The following is a 9131-nucleotide window of genomic DNA, read 5'->3' as shown; positions in this document are numbered from 1 at the left end:
GATAAACTTAGTATACCACACTTTCCCCTGCCTGAAAAGACACCTTTCATCCACACGGACATTGCAGCACCGGCTGTAATTGCCGCCCTTCCAACGCCGCTTCCAGCGTCTGGGGCAGCAGCTCGAACCGTGCCTTGAGGCTCTGGGGCTTGGTGTTGGGGTCATCCTGCCCGTAAGGCACAAAATAATAGTGCTTGCGCTGGTAGAGCCGGGCAATGTTCTCCCCGGAAGCGCCCAGCCCATCGTTCGTCGAGACAGCGATGACGACAGGACAGCCCACCCGGAGCAGACTCTTCGCTGCCAGCGTCACCGGCGTGTCGGAAAGGCCCTCGGCCAGCCGGGCCAGCGTGGCCCCCGTGCAGGGCGCGATCACGAGGGCGTCGGCCAGATGCCGTGGGCCGAGAGGCTCCACCGCCTGCAGGGTATCCAGAACCGGACGGCCCGTCAGCCCTTCCAGCTGATGCCGCCAGCCGGAGGCCCGGCCAAAGCGGGTGTCCTGCCCTGCCGCAAAGCTCATCACCGGCAGAAGCTCCCACCCCTGCCCCCGCAGCGCACGGGCCGCATCCAGCGCCGCTTCCAGTGTGCAGAAGCTGCCGCAGACCGCAAAGGCCGCGCAGCGTCGTTTCTTCTCTATCATGATGCTTCCTCCCTCTGCCCGATCATATCGCACACCGTCCGGGCCACTGCCTCGCCTGCCGTCTCGGGCGCGCAGGCGGCGGGCAGGCTCAGCGCATGGATGGCTCTGTGGCCCAGCCGCCGGGCCGCGTCGAAGTCGGTACCGCCGGGGCGGGACGCCAGATCTACGATAAAGCTCTGCGGCCGCAGCCGGGCCAGCACTGCCTCGCTGAGCACCGGCGCAGGCACCGTGTTCACCACTGTATCAAAGGCCGGCGCTATCTGCCCGAGCCGGTCGATGGGGACGCTCCGCAGCCCGAAGCTCTCGGCCAGCGCCCTCTGGGCCGGGCGGCGGGCCGCCGCCGTCACCTGCGCTCCCAGCGCTGCCAGCCGGACGCCCAGCGCCTGCCCCACCGGCCCGAAGCCGGTCAGCAGGATGCCGCTGCCCCAGAGGGTGCGGCTGCGCTCTTTCATCAGGATGCCGATGCACCCTTCCGCCGTGGGGATGGCGTTGCGGATGGTCAGCTCTTCCCGGGCGAAGTAGTCTACCAGCTCTACCCCGGCCTCGGCGGCGATGGCTTTTGCCTCCACCGACAGCATCCCGCCCAGCGCCAGCGTACCGGGCCTTGCGGCCCGCAGCAATTCGGCCAGCGGCGTCCGTGCCGCGTCCAGCGGCAGGGGCAGCAGGATGTAATCTGCCACCGCTATCATCTCCGGCCCGCCCACACTGTACCCGGCCCGGGCCAGCGCCCGGGCCGCTGCGGCCTGCCGGGCGTCGCCGCCCACCACCGCAAAGCATTTCTTTCCTTCCACTGCAAGGCCCCCTCCCACATGCTCGGTGTGCCATCCTATGCAGAGGCTGTGCCGAGAGTGCAAAAAGGCCCGGCAGACGCTTTACAGCATCCGCCGGGCCTTACTTTTTTATTTAAGGTTCAGGAGTGCGCCTCAGCGGCCGCAGCTCTCGCCGCTGCAATGGTCGCAGTCCTCTTCCAGCTTGCCCACGATGGGTTCCGGGTCGATGCCCTGACGACGGTAGTAGTCGGACAGAGCGGCCTTGACGGCCTGCTCAGCCAGAACAGAGCAGTGGACCTTGATGGGAGGCAGACCTTCCAGAGCCTCGACAACGGCCTTGTTGGTCAGCTTCAGGGCCTCGTCAATGGTCTTGCCCTTGATGAGGTCGGTGGCCATGCTGCTGGTTGCGATCGCAGCGCCGCAGCCGAAGGTGAGGAACTTGACGTCAACGATGACGTTGTTCTCGATCTTGAGGTACATCCGCATGATGTCGCCGCACTTGGGGTTGCCGACTTCACCCACGCCGTTTGCGTCGGGGATCTCACCCACGTTGTGCGGATGTGCAAAATGCTCCATGACCTTTGCGCTATACATACCTGCCATTTTAGTTTTCTCCCTTCAGGCTGAAGTGACGGGCCGTGTTCTGGCCCTGCAGCCACATACAACTCATAGCACGACGGCGGGGAATAACTTCCTCCAGCACATCGCACAGATATTTCGCTTCTTCCATCGTGTTCTGCGGGCCAAAGGTGAACCGCATGGAACCGTGGCCGATCTCTTCCGGCACACCGATGCTCAACAGCACGTGGCTGGGGTCAAGGCTGTCGGAGTTGCAGGCAGAGCCGGTAGAGGCGCAGATGCCGTGCATATCGAGGTCGAGCAGGATGGTCTCGCCCTCCAGACCCGGGAAGCTGATGTTGGCGTTGCCGGGCAGACGATGCTCAAGGCCGCCGTTCAGACGGGCCTCGGGGATATTCTTCAGGATGCGGTCGATGACGTAGTCACGCAGCTCCTTCTCGTGGGCCATGCGCTCTTCCAGATGCTCGGTCGCCATCTCGAGGGCCTTGCCCATGCCGGCGATGCCGGCGACGTTCTCCGTACCGGCGCGGTGGCGTGCTTCCTGACTGCCGCCGTCGATAAGGTTCTGGGGCCAGATGCCCTTGCGGCAGTACAGCGCGCCCATACCCTTGGGGCCGTTGAACTTGTGAGCACTCATGGACAGCATATCCACGCCCAGCTCCTTGACGTCCACGGGGATGGCACCCACAGCCTGAACCGCATCGGTGTGCATCCAGATGCCGTGCTTGTGGGCGATCTCAGCGATCTCCTTGATGGGCTGGATGGTGCCGATCTCGTTGTTGGCCATCATGATGCTGATGAGGGCGGTGTCGGGACGGATCGCAGCCTCGACATCCTCCGGGCGGATGTAGCCCTCCGTGGTGGGCTTGATATAAGTGACCTCGAAGCCCAGACGCTCGAGAGCGGCCATGCTGTGCATGATGGCGTGGTGCTCGAAAGCGCTGGTGATGAGGTGCTTCTTGTTCTGGCGGGCCTTGGTGAAGGCAGTACCCTTCACGGCCCAGTTGTCGGCCTCAGAGCCGCAGCCGGTGAAGAAGATCTCGGACGTGGAGGCGTTGATGGCCTTTGCCACCTGTGCGCGGCCCTTGTCCACGAACTCCTTGGCCTCATAGCCCACACTATAATGGCTGCTGGGGTTGCCGCAGGCGCCGCTCAGTGCCTCGACCATCACAGCCAGTGCTTCGGGAGCGCAGGCTGTGGTAGCAGCGTTATCCAGATAAACCACTTTTTCTGTGTTTTCCATAGGAATGGTTCCTTTCTGCTAAAATGCGGGAGCACCGCGCCTTCCAGGGGGCCGGGGCGCTGCCCGCATAGATTCCATTTGACGGAATAGTTATATCATATCATTCCCTAGTATGTCAATGGGAATACTCGAATTTCGTGATTCAGTCACATTTCCGGCCTTTTCCGGTGAGTTTTCCCAGCAACACCTTCCATTTCGGGTAGCCCCAGCGCTTGTCTTCGTCGAAATCGTCGGCCAGCTTCCACGGGAAAGGACTGCCGTCGAAGTAGAGATTTCCCGCTTCGTCCACGCGGTCCAGCTTTCGGGGCAGATAGTCCTCGTCGTAGTAGCTCTTGCGGCGGTCGGGCAGCGCCCAGTGGAGGGTGCCGTCGGCGTCCATCCCCTCGGCCCAGACGCCGAATACAAAGGTCGCCGCCTCGCCGTAGCAGTGCTGCTCCATCCGGATGGCACCGTCGTAGTAGAACTTGATGACTTCCAGCGTGCCGGACTCCTTTTTGCCGTCTTTGCCCAGCGTGGGGCGGTAGTCCTGCTGGTAGCGGCAGCCGCAGTGGGTGCCGGCGAACTGTTTGGCGGTAAACATCTTCTGTCCTTTCTGCTTCTGCGCGCGCCGGTGGCGCGGGGCGGGTTTTATTCTTTCGGTCAAATGGCTTTGCGCTCCGCGCGGGCCAGAGGCAGAGCTGGTTTTTTCTTTAAGCTGGTTCTCGCGCCGGTGGCGCGGGGTTGGTTTTTTCTTTTGGTCAAGTGGCTATGCGCTCCGCGCGGGCCAGAGGCAGAGCTGGTTTTTTCTTTGAGCAGGTTCGCGCGCCGGTGGCGCGGGGCAGGTTTTATTCTTTCGGTCAAGCGGCTTGCGCTCCGCGCGGGCCAGAGGCAGGGAGGGGTGTTTCGAATCCCCCCTCCCTACCTCTGGACTCCACTCTCCCCGCAACGAGTTAAGGGCTGCTCGCCCTTAACAATTCCAAAGATGAGGTCGAAGCCCAAAAATGCTAGCCGCTTCGCTAAACGCATTTTTTTGTGCTTCTCCCATTTACGGCTCCGCCGAAGATTTCACCTATCTGCTGGACTTTATGCCCTGCGAGGGCCTAACACCAGCCGCGAAGCAGCAAATCGGAGAAACGAGAAAAAAGCGTTAAGCGCAGCGACTAGCTTTTTTCCGTTTCGACAACCCCTTCGGGGTCTGAAAGGGGCGAGCAGCCCCTTTCTCGTGGGTCCAGCGCGTCGAAATCGCTGGTGCTTTTCTGGTTCTCTTTTGGCACGCAAAAGAGAACTTAGCCCCAATGCAAAAGCGCTCTACCCCCGCGCCACCGGCGCGAGAAAACGCTCTCCGTCACATTAGAAATGCCCCTCAAAGTCCCCTTCGATTTCATAGGGCCAGCTGAGGATGCCGCCCAAATCATAGATATTGGTATAGCCCAGCGCATCCAGCTTCTGGACGGCGTCAGCGCTGCGGCGGCCGGTGCGGCAGTAGACCAGCCAGGGTGCATCCTTGTCGGGCAGCACCTCGGCAGCGCGGCTCATCACCTCACCCAGCGGCAGCAGCTTTGCGCCCGGGATATGGCCCACTGCGTACTCGTCCGGCTCCCGCACGTCCACCGCCTGTGCCTTTTTCGCGTCCAGCAGACGGATGGCGGCTGCGGGCTCGATCTTCTGTATCATAAGTGTCTCTCCTTATATCTCTTGTTGCATCATCTTATGATAACAGATATTTTTTGTTCTAGCAAGATGACTTTTCGATATTTCCACGTCCGGAGCAAAAGGCAGGTTTTTTCACTTTCCAAAAGCGGGTCGTCGTGGTATACTGGAAGGCAAGCAAGGAGAGAACCGCTATGAAATTTTCCACCAAGAGCCGCTATGCGCTGCGGCTGATGGCCGAGCTGGCCCGCTACGCCCCGGGTACCACCGTCTCGCTGAAGGAGATCAGCGAACGCCAGCAGCTGAGCCTGAAATATTTGGAACAGATCGTCACTCCGCTGGCCCGCGTGGGCCTCGTCAAGAGTGAGCGCGGCAGTCAGGGCGGCTACCGCCTGACCAAAGCCCCCGCCGACTACACCGCCGGTGAGATCCTGCGGGCCATCGAGGGCAGCGTGGCCCCCATCCCCTGCCTCGGCAGCGAGACCAACGAGTGTCCCATGTCTGACCAGTGCTTCACTCTGCCTTTCTGGGCCGGGCTGGACGATGTGATCAACCAATACATCGACAGCGTCACCCTCGAGCAGCTGGCCCAGAGCCTGCCCGCCGTCAAAGAGGGCTGCGGCTGCTGCGGCACCAAGTCCTGATTTTTCTACCCCGGGATTGACTCCGCGTCCAAAAAAAGGTATACTATTTGAGTATCACCGCCGGGGTGTTGCGCAGTTGGTAGCGCGCCTGCTTTGGGAGCAGGAGGCCGCGAGTTCGAGTCTCGCCACTCCGATATGAATAAAACCCACGATGTAACGCTTGAAATACGGCGTTTGTCGTGGGTCTTTTTGTTCGATATGAGGGGCGAAATCGCCCGTTTGTGCGTTATTTGTGCGTTATTGCCTCAAAAACTGCCCTGCGCGGCGCTCTGGTCGCCCTGAACACAGGACACAAGAGCGGCATATCTGGCCTTGAAGATGTCCATAAGGACTTGCACCGCTCGGCCCTGCTGCACCGCGTTCCCCTCCTCGGTCGCGTCGTCCACCATCTTGATGCACACAGCAACATCTCCCATTGCAATAACAGCGCTTTCAACATCTACTCGGTTCATTGTGAAAATCTCCCTTCAAAATAAATCCCGGCGGGCTTTCTCTGCGCCGCCGGGTCAGCGGTTCAATATCAGGCGTTCAGGGGCTTCACTTGGGAGGCTCCAAAGAATGATGCACGGTAGGTTTTACCGTCTCCCCTGCTGCTGTGGATGAGAACCACTTGGAACAAAGCCTTTGCACCGTGCAGGACTTCAAACCCGGCGGTTTTCCATCCTGTCCATGTGTTCACCTGCTCGGCCACGCCTGCGGCCTGCTGGGCTTTCTCAATGCGCTGGGCGTTGATGGGTTCGGCCTTTGCGCTGTTCCATGCCCTGTGCAGGCACTCACCAAAGGCGGCAACGTCTTTCCGGTACAGCTTCCACGCCTTGTGCATGATCTCCGAAAGATTGTACTTCATGTGATGACCTCGCTTTACATTGCGGGCCAGCCCTGTTATACTAGGCTTGACCCTGTTGTTGGGTTTGGCTCGGTGTTTCGTTGGTAGCGGTCACCGGGTCATTTTTCATATACAGCGGCGGGAGTGGGTTACTGTCTTAGCATGCGTTCACGGCTTACAGCGCTCCCGGTACATCCTTCGCCCCTTGCCTTCCGGTCGTGCTCCCTTGCTGTGATTATAGTATACTACGGTTTACTGTATATGTCTATTGGCACATTGTATAAGGTTTACCGTATGTTTCTGGTCAATTTTATACTGTAAACCGTTTCGCTTTTATGGTATACTGTTTACGGAAAAGGAGGAAATACAATGGTTTCTGATGCACAGAAAAAGGCAAGTGCCAAATGGGACAAAGAAAACATGGTCGTTCTGGCCTGCAAGGTCAAGCGGGAGACGGCGGAACAGTTCAAGGCCGCTTGTGCTGCACAGGGAACAACGTCCAATGCGGTCTTGCAGCAGGCCGTGAAAGCCTATTTGGAAGAACACCCCGCGCCGGAACAGCCCCACACCGCCGGGAATGCCCCGGACGATGACACAGAGGCCCGGCGGGCCGCACTGCTGGAAAGTATCAAAGGGCTGTAAGGCTGGGAAGGATGTTGAACGATGCCAGACCACGCCAAACAGGTAGGCGTACTGTGCCAGCGCGTAATTGATCTTCTGGGGCTGTCCATGACAGAGGGGCAGAGTATTCTACTCGGTGAGTCCAATATTGCCCACATGGTCAGCCGCCACCCGGCGGATTTTGCCCTTTATGGGGAGTATATCCCGCTGATTCTGGCCGAACCGGACTATGTGGCCCTGAATGCAAAGGACGGCTCCATTGAGTACGTCAAGGAAGTACAGGTGAACAGCGTCTTTGTCAAGGTCGCCGTCCGGGTCTCCGCGCGGGGACAGCTCTTTGCCCGGTCGGTCTACCGCCTGAACACGAACCGCGTTCTAAACTTCATCGAAAAAGGCACATTGAAACGATACTAAACGAACCAACATGAATTGACATTTTTTCGTGTTCTGGTATAATAGACTTGCAAAGAGAACCAGAGGGCAGAACAGGCAGCTGCCGCCCATTGTTAGGAGATGCGGGAAACGTCACCCCGCCTGATTCTCGAACAGAAAGAGGCCGTTGCAGAGATGCAGCGGCCTTTTGCTATCACTATGGGGTGAGCCAGACGCACCCCACCGGCAAGGAGGCGGCATTGTATGAGAATCGTGAAAGTTGGAGAAAGCTATATCTGCCCGGTCTGCGGTAAGTACACGTTTGAGTATGCCGGGGATTTTGATATTTGCCCGGTGTGCAACTGGGAGGATGATCTTTGCCAGCTCGAAAACCCGGATGAAGAAGACTGTGCCAACCACATGAGCTTAAATCAGGCCCGCGAGGCGTGGGCGCATGGTCGGCGGGTCGATGAATGGGAAGACGAATGACCCGCCGGGCGGGTACAGTATGGAGGTCGTAACGCTGCGGCCTCCTTTTTGTTTTGCCTGTGCATACTCTCGCAACGTCTGGCAAGCGCCTAGAACAGGCGACATACTGCCCGGTGGGAAAGTTGATGCAGACATAAAGAAAAGCCCTCACGCCTCTGTTTCTGAGGCCGTGGGGGCTTCGTGGGTCATGCGGCGAGTAGGTTACTCACCCACAACGCCGTTGTTGCTGGTTTCGCTGTCTTCGGGCCGTTCCTCTTCCGGGACATACTGCACAACAAGCTGCGGCTTGCCAGCTGCATCAATGACCGGGCTGATGTGGATAGCGTCACCGTGGTTTGAGCCGGTGTTGTCCGTCCAGCCCTCAAAGAATAAGCACAGCCCTTCCCCTGCATCGTTGACGATGTAGCGGACAGCCTTGCCCTTGAGGGTGTTTTCCAGTTCGCGGGTACTGATTTCGGTGAATACGTTCATGTTTTTATTCTCCTTTGCGGTTGAGGTGTATCTTCAGAGATGCCGGATTGCATCCCTTGAACCTGTTTTGTGGGGGCTGTCCGCCGGACGGTCCCGGCGGCTGGTGCACACCCCTGCTTCTTCTGCAAAGCGCTTTTGCAGGAAGTATTTCAGCAGGGTCAGGAAAGTTTTCTCTCTCGTCTCGTCGAATGCCTGCACGGTGTCATAGACGGCGAAAAAGCCGGCTTGCACAAGGTCTTCCGCGGTCGTCATGCCTGCTGTGTGGTTCTTCGCATAGTAAACAGCCTTTTTCTTGACAAAGCCTTTCACCGCGTTCCATAAGTCCAAAAGCGTTTCCTCGTTGCCGTCTCTGGCACGGACAGCAAGCGCATTCAATTCTGCTTTCTTCAGATTATCGCCTCTTTTTTCGGTTATACGCGTCCATGATGGCGTTAAATTCTTCATCGCTCAGGTCTTCCATAAGGTGAACAGCGCCGCGCAACTCCTCATCACTCCAGCCGTCAAACTCATGCCCTGCACCGCTCTGATCGCTGTTTTCTTTCCGGGTACGTTCTACTATCAGCGCCTTTGAAAGAAGTTCGGAGGCTTTCAGGCGGTCAGCCGGTTTTGATGCCTGATCTCTCATTGTGACCGTCCAAAAGCTGTATATCTCCTCAAGGGTGGCCGTGTTCTCGGCGATGATCTGAGCGTTACGCTGGGCCAGATATTCCCGAATGTCAGCAAATGTCAACAACCGCTGGCCGATGCTGCGGGCGCTTTTGGGGCTGTACCCGGCTTTTATTGCCGCCTCCGCTGCGTTCCCACACTTGAGGTAGGCTTCACAAAATGCCCGTTGTCTTTGGTTCATGGT

At 58.7% G+C, this 9131-nt stretch carries 15 protein-coding genes and 1 tRNA gene; 5 read left to right on the top strand and 11 right to left on the bottom strand.

Going from position 1 to position 9131, the window contains the following annotated elements:
- Nucleotides 1–46: 46 nt before the first annotated feature.
- The 6 genes from F3G95_RS10750 to F3G95_RS10725 all read right to left on the bottom strand — a co-directional run bounded on the left by F3G95_RS10750 (nt 47) and on the right by F3G95_RS10725 (nt 4882).
- On the bottom strand, nt 47–637 hold the full coding sequence (locus F3G95_RS10750) for a dipicolinate synthase subunit B (RefSeq protein WP_015565272.1): 591 nt from the start codon (nt 635–637) through the stop codon (nt 47–49).
- On the bottom strand, nt 634–1428 hold the full coding sequence (locus F3G95_RS10745; protein ID WP_149794921.1) for an NAD(P)-dependent oxidoreductase: 795 nt from the start codon (nt 1426–1428) through the stop codon (nt 634–636). Before F3G95_RS10745 ends, F3G95_RS10750 begins: the two co-directional genes overlap by 4 nt.
- Before the next feature lie 132 nt (nt 1429–1560).
- A complete protein-coding gene (nifU, locus tag F3G95_RS10740; RefSeq protein ID WP_149794920.1) occupies nt 1561–2010 on the bottom strand; it encodes a Fe-S cluster assembly scaffold protein NifU in 450 nt (149 codons plus the stop codon).
- A gap of 1 nt (nt 2011) precedes the next feature.
- On the bottom strand, nt 2012–3229 hold the full coding sequence (locus F3G95_RS10735) for a cysteine desulfurase family protein (protein ID WP_149794919.1): 1218 nt from the start codon (nt 3227–3229) through the stop codon (nt 2012–2014).
- 142 nt (nt 3230–3371) lie between these two features.
- Nucleotides 3372–3809 (bottom strand): hypothetical protein, encoded by a 438-nt coding sequence (locus F3G95_RS10730; protein ID WP_149794918.1) that lies wholly within the window; start codon nt 3807–3809, stop codon nt 3372–3374.
- Nucleotides 3810–4558: 749 nt separating this feature from the next.
- Nucleotides 4559–4882, bottom strand: a complete 324-nt coding sequence (locus F3G95_RS10725; protein WP_015565276.1) for a rhodanese-like domain-containing protein — start codon at nt 4880–4882, stop codon at nt 4559–4561.
- A 170-nt stretch (nt 4883–5052) separates the two neighbouring features.
- Here F3G95_RS10725 and F3G95_RS10720 point away from each other — a divergent pair, with 170 nt between their 5' ends.
- Nucleotides 5053–5502, top strand: a complete 450-nt coding sequence (locus tag F3G95_RS10720; RefSeq protein ID WP_015565277.1) for an Rrf2 family transcriptional regulator — start codon at nt 5053–5055, stop codon at nt 5500–5502.
- A gap of 61 nt (nt 5503–5563) precedes the next feature.
- Nucleotides 5564–5636: transfer RNA gene (locus tag F3G95_RS10715), tRNA-Pro, on the top strand.
- Nucleotides 5637–5747: 111 nt separating this feature from the next.
- Here the strand turns inward: F3G95_RS10715 and F3G95_RS10710 are convergent.
- Together F3G95_RS10710 and F3G95_RS10705 are read right to left on the bottom strand one after the other, a co-directional pair.
- On the bottom strand, nt 5748–5954 hold the full coding sequence (locus F3G95_RS10710) for a hypothetical protein (RefSeq protein WP_097839809.1): 207 nt from the start codon (nt 5952–5954) through the stop codon (nt 5748–5750).
- 68 nt (nt 5955–6022) lie between these two features.
- Nucleotides 6023–6349, bottom strand: a complete 327-nt coding sequence (locus F3G95_RS10705; protein WP_149794917.1) for a hypothetical protein — start codon at nt 6347–6349, stop codon at nt 6023–6025.
- 348 nt (nt 6350–6697) lie between these two features.
- Here F3G95_RS10705 and F3G95_RS10700 point away from each other — a divergent pair, with 348 nt between their 5' ends.
- The 3 genes from F3G95_RS10700 (at nt 6698) to F3G95_RS10690 (ending at nt 7810) form a co-directional block, all read left to right on the top strand.
- Nucleotides 6698–6970 carry a plasmid partition protein ParG gene (locus tag F3G95_RS10700; protein WP_128117642.1) on the top strand — a complete coding sequence of 91 codons (273 nt, stop codon included), beginning with the start codon at nt 6698–6700 and terminating at the stop codon, nt 6968–6970.
- Nucleotides 6971–6991: 21 nt separating this feature from the next.
- Complete coding sequence (locus tag F3G95_RS10695) at nt 6992–7363, top strand: PBECR2 nuclease fold domain-containing protein (RefSeq protein ID WP_149794916.1); 372 nt, start codon at nt 6992–6994, stop codon at nt 7361–7363.
- Nucleotides 7364–7585: 222 nt separating this feature from the next.
- The gene (locus F3G95_RS10690) at nt 7586–7810 is read left to right on the top strand and encodes a CPCC family cysteine-rich protein (RefSeq protein ID WP_097839813.1); all 225 of its coding nucleotides are present in this window, start codon (nt 7586–7588) and stop codon (nt 7808–7810) included.
- A gap of 201 nt (nt 7811–8011) precedes the next feature.
- Here the strand turns inward: F3G95_RS10690 and F3G95_RS10685 are convergent, their stop codons facing one another.
- Genes F3G95_RS10685 through F3G95_RS10675 form a run of 3 tightly spaced genes read right to left on the bottom strand, consistent with a single transcriptional unit; the run spans nt 8012 to nt 9128 of the window.
- Nucleotides 8012–8281 carry a hypothetical protein gene (locus F3G95_RS10685; protein ID WP_128117644.1) on the bottom strand — a complete coding sequence of 90 codons (270 nt, stop codon included), beginning with the start codon at nt 8279–8281 and terminating at the stop codon, nt 8012–8014.
- Between the two features lie 33 nt (nt 8282–8314).
- Nucleotides 8315–8725 carry a sigma factor gene (locus tag F3G95_RS10680; protein ID WP_128117645.1) on the bottom strand — a complete coding sequence of 137 codons (411 nt, stop codon included), beginning with the start codon at nt 8723–8725 and terminating at the stop codon, nt 8315–8317.
- A complete protein-coding gene (locus tag F3G95_RS10675) occupies nt 8673–9128 on the bottom strand; it encodes a terminase small subunit (protein ID WP_128117646.1) in 456 nt (151 codons plus the stop codon). The genes F3G95_RS10680 and F3G95_RS10675 overlap by 53 nt, the downstream gene beginning before the upstream one ends.
- Nucleotides 9129–9131: the final 3 nt, after the last annotated feature.

The sequence above is a fragment of the Faecalibacterium sp. Marseille-P9312 genome (assembly GCF_902497445.1).
Taxonomy (GTDB): domain Bacteria; phylum Bacillota; class Clostridia; order Oscillospirales; family Ruminococcaceae; genus Faecalibacterium; species Faecalibacterium longum.
The sequence above is the reverse complement of the archived record's forward strand: the minus strand, read 5'-3'. Positions and strand labels throughout refer to the sequence as shown.

What these genes read in the sequence shown, in the direction of transcription:
- F3G95_RS10750 (WP_015565272.1), bottom strand. Translation starts at nt 637, where the DNA reads ATGATAGAGAAGAAACGACGCTGCGCGGCCTTTGCGGTCTGCGGCAGC.
- nifU (WP_149794920.1), bottom strand. Translation starts at nt 2,010, where the DNA reads ATGGCAGGTATGTATAGCGCAAAGGTCATGGAGCATTTTGCACATCCG.
- F3G95_RS10735 (WP_149794919.1), bottom strand. Translation starts at nt 3,229, where the DNA reads ATGGAAAACACAGAAAAAGTGGTTTATCTGGATAACGCTGCTACCACA.
- F3G95_RS10730 (WP_149794918.1), bottom strand. Translation starts at nt 3,809, where the DNA reads ATGTTTACCGCCAAACAGTTCGCCGGCACCCACTGCGGCTGCCGCTAC.
- F3G95_RS10725 (WP_015565276.1), bottom strand. Translation starts at nt 4,882, where the DNA reads ATGATACAGAAGATCGAGCCCGCAGCCGCCATCCGTCTGCTGGACGCG.
- F3G95_RS10720 (WP_015565277.1), top strand. Translation starts at nt 5,053, where the DNA reads ATGAAATTTTCCACCAAGAGCCGCTATGCGCTGCGGCTGATGGCCGAG.
- F3G95_RS10710 (WP_097839809.1), bottom strand. Translation starts at nt 5,954, where the DNA reads ATGAACCGAGTAGATGTTGAAAGCGCTGTTATTGCAATGGGAGATGTT.
- F3G95_RS10705 (WP_149794917.1), bottom strand. Translation starts at nt 6,349, where the DNA reads ATGAAGTACAATCTTTCGGAGATCATGCACAAGGCGTGGAAGCTGTAC.
- F3G95_RS10700 (WP_128117642.1), top strand. Translation starts at nt 6,698, where the DNA reads ATGGTTTCTGATGCACAGAAAAAGGCAAGTGCCAAATGGGACAAAGAA.
- F3G95_RS10695 (WP_149794916.1), top strand. Translation starts at nt 6,992, where the DNA reads ATGCCAGACCACGCCAAACAGGTAGGCGTACTGTGCCAGCGCGTAATT.
- F3G95_RS10690 (WP_097839813.1), top strand. Translation starts at nt 7,586, where the DNA reads ATGAGAATCGTGAAAGTTGGAGAAAGCTATATCTGCCCGGTCTGCGGT.
- F3G95_RS10685 (WP_128117644.1), bottom strand. Translation starts at nt 8,281, where the DNA reads ATGAACGTATTCACCGAAATCAGTACCCGCGAACTGGAAAACACCCTC.
- F3G95_RS10680 (WP_128117645.1), bottom strand. Translation starts at nt 8,725, where the DNA reads ATGAAGAATTTAACGCCATCATGGACGCGTATAACCGAAAAAAGAGGC.
- F3G95_RS10675 (WP_128117646.1), bottom strand. Translation starts at nt 9,128, where the DNA reads ATGAACCAAAGACAACGGGCATTTTGTGAAGCCTACCTCAAGTGTGGG.